The organism is Streptomyces sp. NPDC058308, from assembly GCF_042880275.1.
Lineage (GTDB): Bacteria > Actinomycetota > Actinomycetes > Streptomycetales > Streptomycetaceae > Streptomyces.
The window spans coordinates 122,452-141,875 of the sequence record NZ_JBHVZA010000015.1; the positions used below are offsets into that span (position 1 = coordinate 122,452).

The 19,424-nt window shown below is 66.8% G+C and carries 12 protein-coding genes and 1 pseudogene; 5 read left to right on the forward strand and 8 right to left on the reverse strand.

The annotated features are described in order from the left end of the window. Window positions 1–32: 32 nt before the first annotated feature. Window positions 33–1,280, reverse strand: a complete 1,248-nt coding sequence (locus ACFVYL_RS21510) for an IS256 family transposase (RefSeq protein WP_389718433.1) — start codon at window positions 1,278–1,280, stop codon at window positions 33–35. Window positions 1,281–1,514: 234 nt separating this feature from the next. On the opposite strand from ACFVYL_RS21510, the gene ACFVYL_RS21515 reads away from it, so the two are divergent. Further along, complete coding sequence (locus ACFVYL_RS21515; protein ID WP_389718435.1) at window positions 1,515–2,021, forward strand: hypothetical protein; 507 nt, start codon at window positions 1,515–1,517, stop codon at window positions 2,019–2,021. 558 nt (window positions 2,022–2,579) lie between these two features. Here ACFVYL_RS21515 and ACFVYL_RS21520 read toward each other — a convergent pair. Beyond that, on the reverse strand, window positions 2,580–3,056 hold the full coding sequence (locus ACFVYL_RS21520) for a hypothetical protein (RefSeq protein WP_389718438.1): 477 nt from the start codon (window positions 3,054–3,056) through the stop codon (window positions 2,580–2,582). Between the two features lie 164 nt (window positions 3,057–3,220). Here ACFVYL_RS21520 and ACFVYL_RS21525 point away from each other — a divergent pair, with 164 nt between their 5' ends. Together ACFVYL_RS21525 and ACFVYL_RS21530 are read left to right on the forward strand one after the other, a co-directional pair. Next, window positions 3,221–4,003 (forward strand): hypothetical protein, encoded by a 783-nt coding sequence (locus ACFVYL_RS21525; RefSeq protein ID WP_389718439.1) that lies wholly within the window; start codon window positions 3,221–3,223, stop codon window positions 4,001–4,003. A gap of 351 nt (window positions 4,004–4,354) precedes the next feature. Beyond that, the gene (locus tag ACFVYL_RS21530; protein ID WP_389718442.1) at window positions 4,355–5,206 is read left to right on the forward strand and encodes an endonuclease domain-containing protein; all 852 of its coding nucleotides are present in this window, start codon (window positions 4,355–4,357) and stop codon (window positions 5,204–5,206) included. 959 nt (window positions 5,207–6,165) lie between these two features. On the opposite strand, the gene ACFVYL_RS21535 is transcribed toward ACFVYL_RS21530, so the two are convergent. The 4 genes from ACFVYL_RS21535 to ACFVYL_RS21550 all read right to left on the reverse strand — a co-directional run bounded on the left by ACFVYL_RS21535 (window position 6,166) and on the right by ACFVYL_RS21550 (window position 13,531). Beyond that, window positions 6,166–7,257: a hypothetical protein gene (locus ACFVYL_RS21535; RefSeq protein WP_389718445.1), complete on the reverse strand. Its 1,092-nt coding sequence runs from the start codon at window positions 7,255–7,257 to the stop codon at window positions 6,166–6,168. 434 nt (window positions 7,258–7,691) lie between these two features. Continuing rightward, window positions 7,692–8,315: a DUF6461 domain-containing protein gene (locus ACFVYL_RS21540; protein ID WP_389718448.1), complete on the reverse strand. Its 624-nt coding sequence runs from the start codon at window positions 8,313–8,315 to the stop codon at window positions 7,692–7,694. Window positions 8,316–8,444: 129 nt separating this feature from the next. Next, a complete protein-coding gene (locus ACFVYL_RS21545; RefSeq protein ID WP_389718450.1) occupies window positions 8,445–9,830 on the reverse strand; it encodes a hypothetical protein in 1,386 nt (461 codons plus the stop codon). A 326-nt stretch (window positions 9,831–10,156) separates the two neighbouring features. Then, window positions 10,157–13,531, reverse strand: a complete 3,375-nt coding sequence (locus tag ACFVYL_RS21550) for an ALF repeat-containing protein (protein WP_389718453.1) — start codon at window positions 13,529–13,531, stop codon at window positions 10,157–10,159. Window positions 13,532–14,466: 935 nt separating this feature from the next. On the opposite strand from ACFVYL_RS21550, the gene ACFVYL_RS21555 reads away from it, so the two are divergent. Both ACFVYL_RS21555 and ACFVYL_RS21560 read left to right on the forward strand, forming a co-directional pair. Next, a complete protein-coding gene (locus tag ACFVYL_RS21555) occupies window positions 14,467–14,961 on the forward strand; it encodes a hypothetical protein (protein ID WP_389718455.1) in 495 nt (164 codons plus the stop codon). A gap of 27 nt (window positions 14,962–14,988) precedes the next feature. Beyond that, window positions 14,989–17,211 carry a trypsin-like serine protease gene (locus ACFVYL_RS21560; RefSeq protein ID WP_389718457.1) on the forward strand — a complete coding sequence of 741 codons (2,223 nt, stop codon included), beginning with the start codon at window positions 14,989–14,991 and terminating at the stop codon, window positions 17,209–17,211. Between the two features lie 143 nt (window positions 17,212–17,354). Here the strand turns inward: ACFVYL_RS21560 and ACFVYL_RS21565 are convergent. Both ACFVYL_RS21565 and ACFVYL_RS21570 read right to left on the reverse strand, forming a co-directional pair. Continuing rightward, window positions 17,355–17,929: pseudogene (locus ACFVYL_RS21565) on the reverse strand (helix-turn-helix domain-containing protein); the annotation flags it as partial. Between the two features lie 101 nt (window positions 17,930–18,030). Then, window positions 18,031–18,528: a hypothetical protein gene (locus ACFVYL_RS21570; protein ID WP_389718458.1), complete on the reverse strand. Its 498-nt coding sequence runs from the start codon at window positions 18,526–18,528 to the stop codon at window positions 18,031–18,033. Window positions 18,529–19,424 lie beyond the last annotated feature (896 nt).

Below are 19,424 nucleotides of genomic sequence, written 5' to 3' on the forward strand. Positions count from 1 at the left end.
GTGTGTGGATGGTGTCCCGCCGAGTGGTGTAGTCACTGGTCGAGCTGATCCGGGTTCTGCCGTGGCGGAAGCTGGCGATCGTCCACGGCCGGTTGTGTCGTGAGGAGTTCGGCCATGGAGGCTTCGGAGAGGTAGCGGCGGTCGAAAACCTGCCACTCGTCGTGGAGTTCGGCCAGGACCGCGGCGGCCAGCCGGTCGAGGGCGGCAGGGTTGGGGAAGACCTGGACGACGTCGGCCCGTCGTTTGATCTCCCGATTCAGCCGTTCCAGCGGGTTCGTGGACCAGATCTTCTTCCAGTGCGCCGAGGGGAAGTCCGCGAACGCGGTGATGTCGACTGCGGCGTCCAGCAGCATCTTCTTGACCTGCGGGAACTGGCGTCCGAGCATGTCGGCCACCACGTTCAGCTGGGTGCGGACGGCCTCGCCGGTGGTCTGCGCGAAGATGGTACGGATGGTGGCCGCCACCATTTCTCCCGAACCTTTCTCGATCACCCCGAAAACGTCCCGCACGAAGTGAACTCGGCACCTTTGCCAGGCCGCGCCGAGAAAGACGGTGCGGATCGCGGCCACCAGCCCGCTGTGGCTGTCGGAGATCACCAGCTGGACGTTGTCCAGGCCGCGGGTCCGTAACGACCGCAGGAACTTCGTCCAGAACGGCTTCGACTCGCTGTCGCCGACCATCAGCCCGAGGATCTCGCGGTGCCCGGTGACGGAGATCCCGGTCGCGATGACTACGGCCTGGGACACGATCCGGTGGTTCACCCGTGCCTTGCAGTAGGTGGCGTCCAGGAAGACGTAGGGAAAGACGGTGTGGTCCAGCGGCCGTTCCTTGAACGCGGTCAGCTCTGCGTCGAGTTCACCGCAGATCCGTGACACCTCCGACTTCGAGATGCCGCTGTCCGCGCCCAGGGCTTTGACCAGATCATCGACCGAGCGGGTGGACACCCCGTGCACGTATGCCTCCATCACCACGGCGAACAGGGCCCGATCGATGCGCCGGCGCCGCTCCAGCAGCGAGGGGAAGAACGACCCGGTCCGCACCTTGGGGATCTTCAGGTCCAGGTCACCGGCCTGAGTGGTCAAGAGCCGGTCACGGTGCCCGTTGCGCCACGTGGTGCGTTGGTCGGAGTGCTCGCGCGGGGCGGCACCGATGACCTCGGTCGCCTCGGCCTCGATGAGTTCCTGCAGGATGCGCTCGCACAGCATCCTGATCGTCTCAACTCCGTCGGCCGTACGTAGTGACTGAAGCAGCTGGATCAGGTCAGACTGGGACAAGGCCATCGTGCGCTCCTCCGGTTGAACTGCCCGTTCACCAGGGAGACTTGCTCGATGGCCTGCCCTTGTTCAGGGGGCAGGAAGCGACAGCGGGTGCACGCCCCGGGCAGACACCCGCGCGTTCACGTGAGGTACGTCGCAGGCTGCAGTAGGTCGGAGGTGTGCACTACGGCGCAGTTCCGTCGGCTGAACATGATGCCGGGCGGAGGGACTGAGAGGCAGCGGTAGCAGGGGGACACGATGAGCATCGCAGGTGTGGTGAGCGTGGCCAGCGCATTGACGGCCGTTGTTGCGGTTGCGCTGTCTCTACGGCAGACGCGGCTGATGTCACGTCAGAGTCTGGTCCCTGTCGTCCTGGAGGCATTCAGGGAAGCTCGCAGTCCGGAGTGGTTCGAGGCGCGCGACTTCATCGTTGAACGGCTGGTCGCCGAGATTTCTCCCGCCCAAGGCGTGACACGGCAACCCCCACAGGCCCGCGCCGCGCTCCGCAAAGTTGGCTTTCTCTTCGACAACTTCGGACTACTTGTTGCCCACCGGGTGGTGCCGGAAGAACTCGTCATCGGTTTCTTCGGAGGCTACCTCGATCATCTCTGGAAGATCATGGAGCCCTACATCCGCAAAGAGGCCGAACTCACGGGGCAGGGGTACATGGTCTTTTTTGAGGACCTTGTCGCCCGCTCCCGGTCGCACTCGATCGAAAACGTTCGCGAAACTCTCGGCCTCCGGTCGATCGACACCGACCTCTAAGTTTCCCGTGTCGTCCCGCCACCAACTCCCTCCAAAACGGGAACCGAATGACCTTGGCCCGTGACTACGCAACAAGCCGGGACACCTCCTCAACCAGCTACACCACTCCGTGGGACGCCACCCTTGTGCTGGCAGGCGCGGGACCTGGCGCGTAGCCCGCCACTTGCCGTCCCTCCTCCTCTGCTGTGCCGAGCCGTTGGGGAGTGCGATGGAGACTGGCCAATAACCGACTGACTACAGCCCGTCCTGACCTGCCCTCAATGCCCCTTCCCGCAGGAAGCACTGGATGCCAGCGCCGCGCGCTCGGCCGCACTGTCACACCTGGCAGGCCACGCGCCCGGCGGGACCATGAGCGCGCATCGCTTGTACCGCCCAGAGGGATGAATCACTCAAGTCACGCAGGAGAGTTGACTCGATGTGCGGCCATCATGCACTCGAGCAGACCATGGGAGTTGCGCTGCTCCCGGCCCCACCGCCTGCTGTCAGCCCTCGCCCCGCCCAATCCCGCGCCTACCACCGGAACCCACGGCGGCCGCTGCCGGTCCTGGCCGGCGGGGTTCATGCCGCCAGGGCAGAGAAGTCGCCGAAGACCTCGTCGAAAGGGTGCGCACGGTGAGTGGCGACCAGTACCCAGGCCCCGCTGCGGTGGACCCGCGCGTGGGCCGTGTAGTGCTGCACTTCGGACGGGGTCAGAACATTGAGGTCACCGAAGACGTAATACAGAGGTGTCGGGGCGTGAGCGCCGGTGAAGAGCAGGCCGGCGTGCAAAGTGGCGGTGCTGATGGCGTAGCGGTCAGTGTGGGTGCTGGGCATGCGGTCTTTGGCGTCGATGGTGACCACCTCGTCGCCGCGGGCGGCGATCAGGTCGGGGAAGTAGCGCAGCGCCGAGTCGGTGTGGGCCAGCGCCCGGCGGATGGCAGGCGGGTAGACGCCCTGGCCGCAGCCGTGGACCGTCCACCCGTGGGCGCGCAGTGCCCGGGTGACGCGTTGTTCGTGGGCGTCGCCGATCGCCTTGCGATCCTGCCAGTGCGTCACCAAGGTTGTCCCCTCCGCGGAGTTCACGTTGCGTGATACGAACATTGCTCTTTTCGTGCTACTCCCTCATGGCTATGATGCCCTGCATGGCGTCATACGTAGACCCACGCTTTCGTCCCACTCTGTGGCCCGGAACGCCCGTCCCTGCACCCGAGTTGAGGCCCGTGCCCAAGGCGCGGGCGGAGGACGGATGGGTCGTCTGGGCCCCCCACATTCCGTGGAAGGGCGCCACGGTTGCGCTGCCGGAGGACTTCTACCTGCATGAGCTCATGGACGTCGACCCCTCCGACCTCGACGACATCGCCCGCCTCATGCGCACGTACGGGCAACTGGGCGGCGACGTCGCCTCGGGCGGCTGGGACGCCGAGTACTACGAGTACTATGCCGGGCTCGAGGAGCAACTCCACCCCGTGCACGAATCGTTCGCGCTGCACGGCGAGCTCGCCACGCTGTTCGTCTCCGAGGCCCAGGAGGCCGTGGCCACCTGGGTCGCCCTGCGACGCGAGGGCGGTCTAGACGCGCTCGTCGACCAGGACGTGTCCGAGGAGGAACTCGCCCTGTGGCGGGAAGACAACGCGGACCGCTCCGAGGTTTTCCCGCGCGACCTGGAGCATCTGCGCGAGGTGATGCTCGATGTACGGATCAGTGACCTCCGGAGCACTCTCAATGCGGCCCTGAAGCCGTTCAGCATCGGCATCGGCGACCTGGGCGACCGCTACCCCACCATCCTGTCGGTCGCCTTCCTGCAGCTGTACAACCACCTCGCCGAGGACGCCACGCTGCGCACCTGCGCCAACGAGACCTGCCGACGCTCCTTCGTCCGCCAGCGGGGACGCGCCGCCTACGGGCAGAACCGCACCAGCGGCATCAAGTACTGCACCCGCGAATGCGCCCGCGCCCAGGCCCAGCGCGAACACCGCCGACGCCGCAAGCAGGCCGCTTCCTGACCGTGCCGGTGCGCAACGGCTCTATGGTGGCGGCGTATTGCAGCCGCACCCGGTGGGCCGCCCGGCCGGATGCACCGCGGCCGACCGCTGGGCACCGGCCTTCGTCGCCCTCTACCCTGCCCTCCCGGTCGGCCGTGTTCCTGTGGTCTGATACGCCGCATGTCAAAGCTGTGCGAGTCCGGGGACGGGAAACCTGCGACCCGGATGGGCGGCACGAGATGTCAGGCCTGCTACCGGTACTACCGTAAGCACGAAACCTTCGAAAGGGCTGGCTCGCGGGCCCCGATCAGTATCGAGATGGTGCTCCAGAGCGTGTCGGCCACCGAGTCGGGATGCCTAGTCTGGCAGGGGATGACGGACAAGGACGGCCGACCCCTTTACTACGACGGTGACCGCTACGCAGCGGGCGAGAATCCGCTCGTCTACGTTCAGCGATGGATGTTCGAGCGCTACTCCCGCAAACCCCTCGCGGCGGGACAGGCGGTCACACACGACTGCGAGAACAAAAAGCTGTGTGTCCATCACGCACACGCCGTTCTGTGGCGAGACTTGGGAAACGGGGCCTTCGTGAACCGTGGCAACGGTCGGGGTGTCGACGACGCGGCCCCTGCCGCCAGGTGCGCGAACGGGCACGACTTCAACGACAACAACATCCCCTATGCGAATCCGACGACCGGCGTGCGCAGTTGCCGGCGCTGCACGCGCGATTCAAAGCTGCGCGCACGCGGGATCGATCCGGAGTCGGCACCCTACGTGCCGTATCGCAGAGGCAACACTCGCTGTCGGGCAGGTCACGAGTACGCCGTCTACGGTTTCAAGAACCGAGGAGAGGGGCGTGTCTGCAACGAGTGCGTCCGGATCAAGAGCGCGAAGGGCAATCTGAAGAAGGGCTACGGTCTGACGTTCAGGGACATTGCCCGGATGCTGCTGGAGCAGGACAACGCCTGTGCCACGTGTCTGACCGGATTCACTGAGGCTGATCCCGACGACTTCCGGATGGGCGACGCCAATGTGGATCACTGTCACGCCCGCGGGCTCACCCGAGGGCTGCTCTGCATGGACTGCAACATTGCGCTCGGCAAGGTCAAGGACAACCCGGACACGCTCAGCAGGATGGTCAACTACCTGACCGGGCAAGGGTTCGTGCCCGCAACCCCAGGCACCGGGACAACGTCGGCAACGACTGGGCCCGAAGCCCGCTAGGCTGAGGCATCCGCCGCCAGCTGACGCGCCTTGCCACAGCTGGTGGACTGGGCGCCCACAGTCCCGTGTGGCGTGATACCGGGGACCTTCGCCTTTGTGTCAGGTGCAGCAGGACAGTTATCTGGTCTGCACACTGCTTTCACCGGCGACGGGTTGGCAGACTCGCCGTCACCGGATGAAGCCAGCCAGCGAGGCGTAGCTTGAGTCCTTGCCGGACTCGGCGCGGGCATCCTGACCGTTCTGGCAGGAGAGAGCGTCGCCAGCGGGGTCCTGGCAGGCGGGACCGCTTTCGCCGCCGCGGTCCTCTTCTTCCACACCATCATCGCCTGAGCGGCGGTGTGTTGTGGGGAGCCCGGGGACGGCTGCCGGACTCCCCACAACACACCGCCACCGCCCTGGCGCCCCCGCTGTCAGGCACCTGCGAGGTGGGTGATGTGAGCATTGGCGTGGATGCGGCCGCTCTCCACAAGCCACTGGTGGATCGCGGCGGTGACGTCGCCGCCTGCGGCGTCCACCCGGGGGGGGGCGAAGCCGCCGGGTGGTGGCGGAGTCGCAGGAGCGTTCTTCGGTGTGGTCGGGGCGTTGGATGACGTCGCGGCCGGGTGAGTCGGTGCGGCTGCCCGACGCGTGGGGATCGACCTCAACCCACAGGCGGGCGACGCCGGGTGGAATTGCTCACCGCCGAAGCCGCCCTCGTCGACCAGCCCGCCGCAGCCGTGCGACGCCCCTTCATAAGGCAGTACAGAAATCCCCGATGCTTCTCTCATCCGCGTCCAAACACACTGAAGTCGATCAAACTCACCCCGCCAGCCGACTCACTCACCCTCCGCGAGGACAGCGAAAGTCGAGGAACGGACATTCAGTCAAGAGAACTGGATGGAGTTGCCCTGAACCAGCCAGCTATCTCGGGGTGCCTTTGCGCCCCGTCAAGCCGCTTGCGGCTGACGCCGTTTGGGCGTTCACGATCGTGTGGCAGTCCCGCAGCCCGCGTTTTCGGCCTCCCGCATGCGCTCGTCCATCGTCGTGCTGCGATCGTAGGGATCGACCGCGGGACCAGAGCCCGCGCTCTCGCCCTCGGCGCCGAACGCCGGGATGAAGTGGCCGCCGGTGTACTCGTCACAACCACCGTTGGTGGCATCGACTTTGTAGGACGCCAGCGAGAACGTCCCGGGCTTGATACGCACCTTCACCGGGTCATCCCAACTCATCACGATCTCGCGGCGCACGATGGTGCGCGCGACCTCGTCGCGCCCTCCATCGGCGCGTACCACCGGGTAGACGTAGGTGACATCGGTGCTGACCTTGACCGCCCCGCGCTCGCCCTCGCTAAACGTCATCCGGCCCCGCGTCTTGACCACGTCGCCGACCAGCCGCACCTTCTCCTTCTCGAAACGACTGAACAGCAGCAGCGGATCGGTCTCCTTGCTGGGCTTGCTGAACGCCGCCGCCAGATAGCTCTGGACGTCCTGCTGATCCGGGTTGACCAGCGCAATGGCCCGCCCGGGATACTCACCGCGCAGGACCCCAGGATCCAGGCTGGAGGCGGCAAGGAAGTCTCGGGACTTCTGGAGGGCTTGCGCGACCTGCGCCTGGCTCATCCAGCCCGTCGCCCGCGCTGCGGGGACGTGAATACCGTCCGCCCCCTCGCCCCACCGGGCCGCCGGCGACCCGCGGAACGGCTCCTGCAGCGTGGGCGCCTGCGCCGCCATATCAGCCGGCGGCTGCTCCGGCCGCTCCGACTCCGCGGCCAGTGGCGCCTCCTGCTGGCCGCTGCCGAACCACCCCGCCACCCGCTCCGGGGCCACGGCTACGACCCCGACCAGCACGGCGGCCACCACGACCAGGCCAGCCGCGTACCGGCCCTTGCCGCGCCGCCGCTGGTCCGACTCATACGTCCGCCACCCCTCCGGCCGGCCGGGCTCCTCCCGCAGACGCCGCGCGACCATCCGCGCCCGTGCCGACGGCTCCCGGGGCGCTCCCTCGGGCCCGGCCCCCGCCTCCCGCAGAAACCGCGCCCACTCCTCGTCCGATACCGACCCGCCCTTACCCACGCGGGAATCCCCCCGATTCACATGCTTCCGGCCCCTCCCCGGGGCCAGTCGTCGTCTATGGAGCCAACCGTCCAGCACCGAGTTTCGACCGGCACGGAACTGCGATTCAACCGAGCCAGTCGACGCGCCGCCCAGGTCAAGGTTGTTTTCGCGGCCTCGATCATAGGCCGGTGGACTACCGGGCCCTCCAACGGTTCACGCTGGTCCAGGGCCCGCCAGGCCGCTGGCCATCGTCGGCACAAGCGGCCGGCATGACACTCCCGCCGTGGTGCGCCCAGACAGGCCGCCCCGGCCGGTGACGCAGCCGTGAGCGAGAGTGCACATCACGTGCTCGCTGCGGTACATCGCACCGGCACCGCGTCCCCGTACGAAGGCCAGATTCCACAACCTACGATCGGCCTGATCAGACCTTTGTCTCGCAACGACGTGGTGTTCTACAAGATCTCGAGGGTCCCGGGCGGAATCGGGCCCTCGTTTGTCCAGGCATGGCCCGACGGTGCCGACGGTGCATCGTCCTCGGCGAGTGTCAGGCTGGGCCAGGGTCCGGCGAGGACGGCGTCGTCCAGGGTGATGCCGAGGTGGCCGAGTACGAGGGCGACCGCTGGAGCCATCCCGGCGTCCTCGCCTTCGTGTGCGGCGAGCGTCTCTTGCATCCGGTCCCACCAGGGGCTGGTTTGTTCAGGCCGGGTGTGTTCCATGCCGGGCTCGAAGTACTCGACGCATTCGCCGTTGCGCCAGTACTGGAAGACGTCGATTCCCTCGGTAGTCGCCACGCTGTACGTCTCGGTGCCCCGGGACAACTCCGCGAGTGTTTCTTCCTCGAAGCCGATGCCACCTTCTTCCTCGACACAGAAGGCCCAGTCTCCGAGCCTTCCGGCCCGCAGCAGCGAGACCATCCCGTCGCCGGAGTCGCCCGGAACCAGGTCCGAGGCCGTGTCCCAGTCGAGCAGGCGGGCCTGGGCCGGTTCGGCCCCGTAACGGGTAAACACTTCCTCGGGATCGAGGCCGCGGGTGAAGGTGACGCACATCCAGGCCACTGCCCAGCGGAGCGAACGCACGTCCGTTCCTGCTTCCATGTTCTGCTCCCGTAGATCCTTGTTCATTTCCGGTACCACTGGTCGACCCCCAGGCCTCCGGGGCCCCACCGTGCACGTGGCACGGCGGGAGCACGGCTCGTGATGCCTGACTCAGGCGGTGAACTCGATGCGGAAGGGGTCGCCATCCACGAGGCGCTGGAACTTGCGCAGGGATCCTAGAACTCCGCCTGCGGAGTAGTTGACGCGCCCGGTGACGTGGAGCCGCAGGCAGGTCTCCTTGCGGGAGGTCGGGCGATCGGGCCAGGTCGCTGGGGCGGACCACACACCGTTCGCAGCAATTTGAGGGGTCAGCTCGGCGCACAGGTCGCCATTCTGACCGCCCTCCTTCGTGCTGGCCATCGGGAACTCATCACAGGTGTCCGCGTTCTTCTGCCCTGGGTACAGGCTGGTGAACGGCTTGCACGTCGCGTCACGGTTGGTCTTCGCCTTATCCTGATTCACCGCGTGGAGGATGTCGGTTCCCCGGCGTCTCATGATCTCTTCGTAGATGGGCACGACGATTCCGTGCTTCGGGTGCGACCGAGAGTAGGTCAGTACCGGGAGGTCATCGGTCGGTATGACACAGCCACGCAGCCGGGGCTGCTCCTTGTCGCAGCGGACCTTGCTGTTTGCAGGGCTGGACCAGGAGGCGCTGGGGTCGACCGGGGTCGCACCGGGCATCATCACGTACATCTTGTAGCTGGTCTGGAACGAGGAACGAGTGGTGTTCGCCGCGAAGGCGTCACCGCTGTACTTGGTCTTTCCGGTCTTCACCCCACCGGGCGTCATGGGGGTGCTGCCGAACCACGGCTGCTTCGTCTTAGTTGTACACCCGGCGCCGCAGCTGACCTGCATTTTCACCACAAGACTCTTCACATCGCCGGTGACCCGGACCAGCTTGGCGGTGATCGTCTCGTTGAGGTCCAGCGACTTGTACGAGGTGGCGAGTGTGGAGTTGACCTCGATGAGGCCGGTGCCCAGGGCCTTGCCGGATTTATCGTAAAGCGTGTAGGTGACCTTGGCGCCGTTCAGGCACATGCCGCCGGTGCGACTCCAACTCCACTGCCCCGGGTTGGTCAGCGCGCACGAGGGCGGAGGCGGCTCGGGGTCGTCGCCTTCCGGCTCGAACTCCGGGTCCGTGCCGGAACCGGCCGGTTCGTCGGCAGGGGGGGCGGCAGCAGCGGCCTGCTTGAGGATCGTCGTGCTCGCCTTGCCGGGCGCCCTATCCAGACTCACGCACGCGGTGACGGCATTGGGCACCTGCGCACGGGCGTCGATGGGGAGCCGGGAGCAGGAGTCCTCGGCAGTGAAGGCGGCACTTTGCAAGGTCGCTGACGGAGCGGCGGGGTGGGCCGAATCTGCGGTCTCGCTCGCAGCCCCGGTGACAGACGCACGGGCCTGTGCGGTCTGACTACCGACGGCGCCGGCGGTGCTGGTCCCGGTGAGGACCACGGTGAGGAGGAGGGCGGGCAACGCCCACCTGCGTGGTGAGGTCATCTCTTCTCTCTGGTGTGGGTGGGGAAGGGAAACGTAGGGCCGCTGAGGCGCCGCTCAAGCACTGGACGTGCGGGACAGTGGTCCACATGAACGGCATCCAGCGACGGGCAGGAAAAAGGGCTGGCTGCAGGGCTTGTTGTCGTACTACGTGGCGTCGGGATCACCGGGCTGATTCCCCGCGGTCGTTGGGCACGGATGCAGACAACCGGCCTGCGGCAGTGCAGTAGGGGGTGGCGGTCCTGCCTGTTTCCTGCCGACGGGCGGGATCGAGGCTGTGATCCGCGGCCATCAGGCGGTTTCCGGTGTGGTCGTGTCCGTTGCTGTGACTAGGACAGGGCCCTGATGATCGGGGAGGCGACGTCGCCGGCGAACTCTGTGACCTTCTTGATTGCCTTGGGTGCCTTCTTCACGATCCTCAGCCCTGTGCCCGCTCCTCGGGTCAGCAGGCCCAACGCTGCGTCGCCTGCGCCGTGGACGAACTCGCTGCTTCCGAAACCGTGTTCGACCCCGGTGAAGATGGCTCCGAGACCAGCGGAAACGGCAGAGATGCCGCCGATTGTCAATGCGATCGGGCCGGTGACCGGGGCAGCCGGAGGGAAGGCAAGGCTGATCGCTCCGAGACCTGCCGCGACCAGTCCGGTGGCGGCGCTGACGTTGTTGAACGCGTCAGCCCACCACCCTGCGTCCTCCCACCACTTCTCCTTCCCGGCCCCGGTCCCGTTGGGGTTCACTTGGTCGTGCTTGGGGGAATCGGCAGGGTTGCGTTTGTTCTTCCTGTCCTCGTCGGCCTTCTTCGCTGCTTCACGTGCGGCCGCTGCTATTTCCGCGCTTCGCTTCTCGATGACGATCCGTCGGGCGTCAGTGGCGGCGGCTGCCGCTGCCCGTTCGTCCTGGCCGGCCCGGATCTCGGACTGTCGCGCGCTCGCGGCTGATGCACGGGCGCGGTAGGAGGAGTTGCTGGCGCTGCGGGCCGAGTCGAGGGCCTTGTTCGCTGAATAGTTCGCCGCGCGCGATGCGCCACGGGCTGTGGCCGCTGCCTTGGTGGCCTTGTTCGCGGATGCCTGGGCGTCGGAAGCCGACTTGTCCGCGGTATTGGCGTGCTTGTTGGCTTCCTTGGCAGAGTCGTCGGCCTTGCGTGCTGAGGCGATCGCCTTGTCGGACCATTTCGCTGCCTCGGCTGCGGCATCCCACGCGTCCGCTGCTGCCTTGGAGGCTAGTGCTGCGTCCTTCTGCGCCTGATGGGCGATCTTCGCGGCGGCCGCGATTGCTGCCCGGATGGCCGCCGCGTGGCCGGCGGATTCGAGGTCGAGTTGGGCGGCCTGGTACTGCACGACGTCGACGAACCGCCGTCGCATCCACGTCGGGCCCTCCATGGCAACGTCCGCGTACGCCTTGGCGTACGCGCCTCCGGAGGCGATGACTGTTGCTGTGGTCACCGCGTCGTCCTCCTGTACCGCCTCGGCGAGGTCGTGGTCGAAGAACCTCTGGAGTGCCTGGGGGGTGTCAGCCGTGAGTGCGGCATTGGCTGCGGCCGTGATGGCCTTGCCCGGCTTGCTGTTGAGGATGCGGAAGATCTGGACGCGGTGTTCTTCCGCTCTCGACGTGATCACGCCCGAGGTGATGAAGTCCCCTTCGGCCTGGGAGCTGTCGCTGCCGAGGGCCTTGGCTGCCGCATCCGCCACGACCGGGCCGGATACTTGGGCGATGTAGAAGATGGTCTCCCGGTTGTCCTGGCCCTCGGCAAGAGCCCGGTCCAGGTCTATCCAGCTGTGGACATCGCTGTCTGTTCCCGACAGAGCAAACTGGGCGGCTTCGCGGGTCCATACTCCCCTGGAGTCCAGGAGGCCGACGGCGGCCTTCCGGCCGAGTGTGGCGGCCAGGGCCAGGTCGTCGGCGGCCAGCGCCTGCTCGGCTTTGGTGATCAGATCCTTGATGGCCTGGCTGGTCTGCTCCGCCTGAGCGCGCTTGTTCTGGGTGGCTGCGAGCTCTTCCGCTTCAATACGGGCGAGTTCCCTGGCCTCCTGCAGTCCTTGCTTGCGGTCTTCCTCCAGGCTCGCCATCTCGGCCTCGCGGGCCTTCTGTTCTACGGTGAGGGCTTTCTCAACAGCCTTGGTGGCGGTGTTGGCTGCCTTGATGGCTGCGGCTGCGTAGGCCTTGGACTTGTTCGCGTAGTCGATGGCCTTCCCCGCATGCTTCACGGCCTCCTCGGCGGCGGCTGCCGCCTTGTCCGCATGGTCCGCAGCGGAGTTGGCGGCATCGCGGGCGGTACGTGCTGCAGATGCAGCCGTGTTGGCCAGTGACTGCGCCGCCGACGCCGCGTTGGTGGCCTGGCTTGCCGCTGCCGAGGCGATGGTCGCCTGACGCTTGGCCTCTGCTGCCTCCTTCTGGGCGCTGCCCGCGGCGGACGCGGCCTGCGCGGATGCATTGGCGGCGGCAGCGGCGTTGCGGGCAGCGGAGGCCGCCGCGAAGCCGGCGCTGGCGGCTTGCGCGGAAGCATTAGCGGCCTGATCAGCGGCCTTGGCCGCCGATCGCGCCCGGCCGGCCGCGTTCCGCGCCGCGAGGGCCGCGGTCTTCGCGGCATTGGCCCGGGAGGCGTCCTTCGAGGCGGCGATCGCTGCGTTGTAGGCGCGGGAAGCCGCGGAACCGGCGGTGGCGGCTGCCTGGGATGCGGCGGTGGCAGCCCAGGACGCGCGGCGGGAGGCTTCCACGGCAGCGTTGGATGCCCGGATGGCTGTCCGGGCAGCGTCCGCCGCGCCACTGGCGGCGTTGGCCGCCTTGCGCGCCGCCGCGCCGGACTTCGCGACGTCCTTCTCGGCCTTCCTGGCCTCCGCCGCAGCCTTCTCGGCTGCCTCCTTCGCCTTCTGGGCGGCGGTCTGAGCGCGCTCCGAGGCTTCGACCGCCAGGTCGGTCTTGGCCCGCGCCCGCTTTCCTTCCCGTTCCACCACCGTGACGAGTTCCTCGATCGTCGCCTTCTCCTGGTCACGGGCCCGGGCGATGTGCTGCCCGGTATTGAGGAACCACAACACGTCTTCATCTGTGCCACTGAGCGCGCGATCCGCGTACTTTGTCACTTCAGGACCGGCGTCGACCATCATCTTGGTGATCTCCACCCGCATGTCCTCGAAGTCAGCGGTGAACTGCCCCTTGGTGAGGAAGTCTTCGAGAGCCTGCTGGGTACCGGCGTCCATGGCGGCAGCGCCTGCCCGCTTCACCGCCTTGCCACCGTTGTTGATGATGGTTGCGGTGGCCACCTGAAGGTCTTCCCTGACAGCTCGCTTGAAACCGTCCTTGATGAACGCAGCGATCGCCGCATCGCCGCGATCGAGGGCAGCTGTGGCATCCCTGCGCATCCCCTTACCGGCATTGGCCAGGTAGGTCAGGATGGCAACGCGGTTGTCCTCGATGGTCGTCTTTGGCAGCTGCTCGGTGAGGAAGGACCGGATGTCGGCGTCACTGCCGGTCAGCACCTCGGCTGCGGCGGCCCGGGTGGCCCTGCCGCCCGTGATCCATGCTTTGACCGCTCTCGCGCGCTCGGTGTCCGGAAGCGCAAGCGGGTCGGGCACCTCGCCTTCGGCGGCACGGGCCAGCGGTGTGAATGCCAGAGGCGAAGCTGCCATGGCGGTGGCAGCGCCGAGGACACCAAGGACGTGGCGCCTGCTCCAAAACGTTGTCTGCATCTGAATGTTGTCCTCGTCATGCATGCCGATATGGCAGTTCGGTGGTCACTGACGCGACAGCCCCTCTGCACAGCTGATGCACGCGCGGGCCAGACGGCCCTGCACAAGGCCTGCCGCTGATGCGGGAGCTGGGAAGGCGCCGCGTTGAGAGCGCAGTCGGCGGTGAAGCAGTACGGCCTGCTACGAGTCAACTCCACCTCATTGCCCCGGGCTGACGGTGCTATCCCCTCAGAAGCTCTGCACAGACACGAACCTGACAGACAGAAGGCCGCCGCTCCCCTTCCTCTAGGGGGTCTCGGCAGTCTGCGCCTGGAACGACAGCATCGGCTGTTGGCCGTGGCGTTTCCGTCTGAGCCCGTCCCTCCCCGAGGCCTATCGCGCCGCCCAAAAGATCTTCACACAGCGATTCCGGTGAAGTAAAGCCGGGGTCTTAATTCGCCTCCAAAGGGGCCCCGTTTCCCGATTACACGGCCGCCACCTGCGATTCAGCAAGGTCGTTTAATAAATATCGAGCGACGCACCGCAACGGATTCGTGACGCTTTCGTGACCAACCCCCGAAACAGGCATTTCAGCTCCTGAGTGACCCTGTTGTGCGAATCGACACAACAGGCGCCATCTGCGTCACTTCGCCCAGGCGTAATACCCACTCCAGAGCACATAAGTCCGATATGCCCTTCTGGACATGTGATCATGCTGTGGATTTGAATGTGCAGGTCACGCACTAGCGGCGGGGCGGGGAGCGCGCATCGCTGCCGCACCGAACGCGGCTGGGCAGTATCGGCCAGCAGCTCTTCTTTGCTCGTACTTTGCCTGTAGTTGATTCGCCCGATGGGGCCGGGCTGGCTAAGTGCATGTGCCACTGAGGCTGTTCGAAACGCCTATCGCCCATGACGTGGCGCCCTATTTTATGGGCGACACGGCGAGTGCGGGTGGCATCTAACCTACGCAGAGGAAACGCATGAAACTCATCACTCGCACCCTTATGGCAGGGGGCGCCGCTGCGGCCGCAGCCATAGCGTGGTCCGTGTCCGGTCCGGCTGGGTCGACCAACGCAGCAACCTCCGTCGCCGAGGCGACACCCGGGTACGCGGTGGAGGACTTCAACTACCCGCAGGCGGACAAAATTCAGCAGGAGAAGGGCATCCTGCTCAAGCGCGGTGACGGACACATCATGCTGGCCGAGTGCGGCAGCCAGGAGGGCCTGCTGGAGATCTGGGCGCGCAGCAAGGACAAGGTCTGCTTCCGCGTCATAGGCAACAGCGGCCATCTGAGCCTGGAGATCCCTGCCGTGTTCGGCATCAAGGGCAACAGCTACGACACCGACGTGACCATGACCGTGGGCGGCCGGGAGAAGAACCTCGACATCACGAAGAACACCTTCACCCCGGTGGGCGAAACCGCAGACCCGGACGGCCGTGAACACATGCTCGTCGAGATCCGCACCTCCAAGTAACCCTGCTCGCCGGAGAACGCACACCCCATGAAGTCAACTCCCCGCCGACGTAACGGACGTGCCGCCCTGATCGCGGCAGCTGTCGTCGCCACCCCCCTCGCCGCCGCTGGGCCCGCCCACCCCGTCACCGGCGGCAAAGAGCCCAACAACCTGCGCGCCTACACCGCGCGCCTGGACATCGGGGGCGGTGACCGCGCCTGCACCGGTGCCCTCGTCGCCCCGCAGTGGCTGCTGACCGCCAAGTCCTGCTTCGCCCAGCACCCCGCCGCCTCCATCGACGTCCCCGAAGGCGCCCCCCAGTCGCCCACCAAGGCCGTCATCGGGCGCACCGACCTGACCAGCAAGGCCGGGTCCGAACGCGAGGTCGTCCAGCTGGTACCCCGCAGCGATCGCGATGTCGTCCTGGCCAAGCTGTCCGCGCCAGTCACCAACGTCACCCCCGCGGCCCTCGCATCCGCCCCGGCAGAGGCGGGCCAGAGCCTGACTACCACCGGCTACGGCCGCACCAAGACCGACTGGTCGCCGCTGGACGTGCACCACGGCACGTTCACCGCGGCCGCCCCCGAGGCCACCAATGTGGAGCTGACCGGCACAGCAGGTAACGCGATCTGCGCGGGCGACGCCGGCGCGCCCCTGGCCGTGGGCAGCGAGGATCGTCCGCAGATCGCCGCCGTCGCCTCCCGTTCCGATCAGGCGGGCTGTTTCGGTATGGCCCCCGACCAGAAATCCACCAAGGCGATCGCATCCCGCACCGACGACCTGGCCGCCTGGGTCGGCGAGCAGACCGGCCAGGCCGGCTTCGTCGACTTCAACGGTGACGGCGTCGAGGACATCGCCATCGGCGACCCGTACAACACTGTCAGCGGCATCAAGCAGGCCGGTTCCGTAAGCGTCGTGTACGGCGGCGGCAAGGGCAGCGCCCAGATCGACCAGAGCCTGTCCTTCGTGCCCGGTGGGGCCGAGGCGAACGACCGGTTCGGGCACGCCCTGGCCACCGTCGACTACGACAAGGACGGCTACACCGACCTGGTCGTCGGCATTCCTTACGAGGACCTCAAGGGCCAGGCGGACTCCGGGATGGTGTCCGTGATCTACGGCTCGCCCACCGGCCTCGGCAAAGGCCGGGCGTCGACCAACTTCGAGCAGGGCGCGGGCACCGGCGCCCTGAAGAGCTCCGTCGCCGAAGCCGGGGACATGCTCGGCTACTCGGTCACGGCCGGGATCACCCACACCGGCAACCCGTTCATCTTCGCCGGTACCCCCGGCGAGTCCATCGGCTCAGCCAAGGACGCCGGTTCGTCCGTATACATCACCGGCGACACCAGCTTCGGCATCACACAGGGCAACGGCGGGGCCGCGGGCGCCGTCGAGGCCGGCGACCAACACGGCTGGTCAGTCGCGTCGGACGCCAACTACATCGCCATCGGCGCCCCCGGCGAGTCCATCGGCACGAAGGCCAACGCCGGCAATGTGAGCGTGCTGCGCCACCCGGCCACGCCCGGGACCAAGCCCACGTACACGGCAAGCATCAACCAGGACAAGAGCTACGTCTCCGGCGGCGCCGAGGCGGGCGATAAGTTTGGCTACTCCCTGTCCATGACCGCGTACCGGGGCGAGGGTGAGAGGACGGCCACGTCCTCCGCTCTCGCCGTCGGCTCTCCGGGCGAGGGCATCATGCCCCCAGGTGGCGGCGCGGAGAAGAAGGAAGCGGGACACACTCACATCCTGGGCCTCGCCGCCGACGGCAGCGGGAGCCAGTTGGCCTCCGTCTCGCAGATGAACACGGTCAACCAGAACGAGGCCGACACCGCGGGCGGTGCCGAGACCTACGACCACTTCGGCGAGCGCGTCGCCATCGCCAACCGCGCCCCCGGCAAGATCCCGGGCCGCTTCGACCTGGTCCTGGCCGTCGGCTCACCCGGCGAGGACCTCGAAGGCATCAGCAACACCGGCGCCGTGCAGACCTACTCGGCCATCGGCAAGCCCGGCGACGGCGACCGCTGGATCGAGATCGGCAGCAACGGCATCCCCGGCCCCAAGAAGACCAACCAGTACCTCGGCACGACGCTCACGGCCACGCCGACCAGCCTCTACATCGGCACCCCGTTCGGTCCGGCCGCCAAGGGCGCGGTCTACTCCCTGCCCTGGACCACCCTGACCGGCGGCCCGAAGGAGCCGACCACCGTGTTCCAGCCGGGCAAGGACGGCATCCCCAACGAGGGCTCCCGCTTCGGCACCAGCGTCCAATAACCCATCCCCACCACGGCAGCACCCGATTCCCGGCTCGGTATAACTCCGAGCCGGGAACCGGCCGTTCGGAACGACATACGTGCCTGCTCACGGCGAACGCTGCGGGCACTTGGTCAACGCGGGCGCCAGGTGCATACCTCAAGGTCGTCGGGGTGGATCTCGCTGTAGGCCAGGCGGCTGTGGTCGTCGACGGCTGAGTGGACGTAGTCGAAGCCCACGTTGTTGCGGGTGGCGCGGCCGGCCTGGCGGCCCAGCACCTCGTGGCCGCCGCCGTCGGGGACCCGGCCGAGTTTCTTCACGTCCACGTGGATCAGCTCGCCCGGCCGTTCACGCTCGTAGCGGCGGATGACCTGGCCGGTGGGCCGGTCCAGGAAGGCCAGTCGGTTCAGGCCGTGGCGGGTCAGGATGCGGTGCACGGTCGAGGCGGGCAGGCCGAGGATCGGCCCCAGGCGTGCGGGACTGAGCTTGCATTCCTGCCGCAGCCGGCAGACGCGGGCTTCGATGGTGGCGGTGGTTCGGTGTGGTGTCGTGCGGGGCCGGCTGGAGCGGTCGATGAGTCCGTTTTCGCCCTCGTGGTGCCAGCGCCGGATCCACTTGTGGGCCGTGGGACGGGAGATGCCCATCTCCGCGGCGACGTGCGCGACGGGACGCCCGGAGCGGACAGTTCGATGAGCAGCCGCCTGCCGTGAAGGGTCAGCCGGGCATTACGGTGGGACATGAAGGCCTCCGTGCGGTGAAGATTCGACACCTCCACCACACACGGAGGCCTTCGCCATGATCAAGCCCGGCCAGCGTTAACAACGCTCGTGATCAATACACCTAGGAAGCCCCTGATGGTTCACGCGCGTGATCCCACGTGAGTGCGACCGTGCGACAGAGATAGTCGTACATGTCGCCTCGCCGGTATTTCTTTACAGGGCTCAGCTGTCCGTGGCGGGTGTCCTCGTACTGGGTCAGATAGACGACGCGATCGGTCAGAACGATGCGGGCGATGTGGGGTTGGCTGTACAGGCGCATCTCCATCTGCCCCGAGGCTGCGTGCGCCGTCAGGTAGGAAATGTTCTGCCGTATCTGCAAGCGCAGAAGCCCGCTCCGATAGGCGTGGTCAAAGGATCCGGTTTCGGCCTCCCGGACGCCGATCCAGTCCGGCGGGCCGACGGCGTCGGGGTCTGGAAGGAGCAGCCGTACACGTTTGGTGCCTGCAGAGGCTGCGCGCAGCGTGTCCGCGAACACATGACGTTGCAGGTCGTTGCCCCGGCTCGTCATCACCGTCACCCACCTGGCTCGGGCCAACTCGGCCTGCAGGTCCTCAGCCACATGCGCTGCGTCCTTGAACGATTGTTCCAAGTCCAGGCCGAGTACACGGGTAACGATCAAAACGGTTGCATGCCGCGCAGTCCTGGAAAGGCCCCAGACCAACAGAAGAAAGATGGCTGACCCTGCGACAGAGATCAATAGTTCACGAAGAACCCCCATGCCGAAGAAAGGTAACAGCGATCCCGCAGATCCCGTCGGCGATCGACTGCAACCGCACGGACTGGGAGTCTGTCCCTTGCCGCCACAGCGCTTCGCGCCTCTCAGGCCCATGCGACCACACCGAATGGCGACAGCACCGCTGCCCCCGTGACCGCCTTCATTCCACTGCTCATCAGACAGGGGTGAGGCTGGGAGCGACGCCGTGACGCGCCAACGCGTCACCCCGTTTGCTGCTGACCTCCGCGACCAACACGACCCAGTACTCGAAGACGGCCTGCTCAACAAGCTCAGCTGGTACCACACCAGCACCTACGCGGACTGGCCTACGCAACTCGGCAATGCACTCCACCTCGGCACCTTTGAGGCCGCCCTCGAGAACATGTACAGGCGCATGCAGAACCAGTCCGACGCGGGCTCAGCGTTCCACCTTCATCGTGTGCGCATGAGCGTCGCCCCTGCCCGGGTCAACTCGGGCTATCGCGATGAGAGGACGAAACCGCGGCGAACATCAGCTTCCTGGACACGGTGATCTCGCGCATCGAAGATTGAGCGATTCTCAGCGAAGACTGGTGACTTGCGGTCCTTCTCACCGATGGGTAAGTGCGCAGGTGAGGTCGTTACGTCGCATGCCGAGACGAAACAGCTACTACGGCCCGAACCAGGCGCTGATCGTTTCGCCACGGCTTTGGCGGGGCTTCGCAGCTTCCTGACCTGCTGGATCCTCTCACTCGCCTCGG

What these genes read in the sequence shown, in the direction of transcription:
- ACFVYL_RS21510 (WP_389718433.1), bottom strand. Translation starts at nt 1,280, where the DNA reads ATGGCCTTGTCCCAGTCTGACCTGATCCAGCTGCTTCAGTCACTACGT.
- ACFVYL_RS21515 (WP_389718435.1), top strand. Translation starts at nt 1,515, where the DNA reads ATGAGCATCGCAGGTGTGGTGAGCGTGGCCAGCGCATTGACGGCCGTT.
- ACFVYL_RS21530 (WP_389718442.1), top strand. Translation starts at nt 4,355, where the DNA reads ATGACGGACAAGGACGGCCGACCCCTTTACTACGACGGTGACCGCTAC.
- ACFVYL_RS21545 (WP_389718450.1), bottom strand. Translation starts at nt 9,830, where the DNA reads ATGACCTCACCACGCAGGTGGGCGTTGCCCGCCCTCCTCCTCACCGTG.
- ACFVYL_RS21550 (WP_389718453.1), bottom strand. Translation starts at nt 13,531, where the DNA reads ATGCATGACGAGGACAACATTCAGATGCAGACAACGTTTTGGAGCAGG.
- ACFVYL_RS21555 (WP_389718455.1), top strand. Translation starts at nt 14,467, where the DNA reads ATGAAACTCATCACTCGCACCCTTATGGCAGGGGGCGCCGCTGCGGCC.
- ACFVYL_RS21560 (WP_389718457.1), top strand. Translation starts at nt 14,989, where the DNA reads ATGAAGTCAACTCCCCGCCGACGTAACGGACGTGCCGCCCTGATCGCG.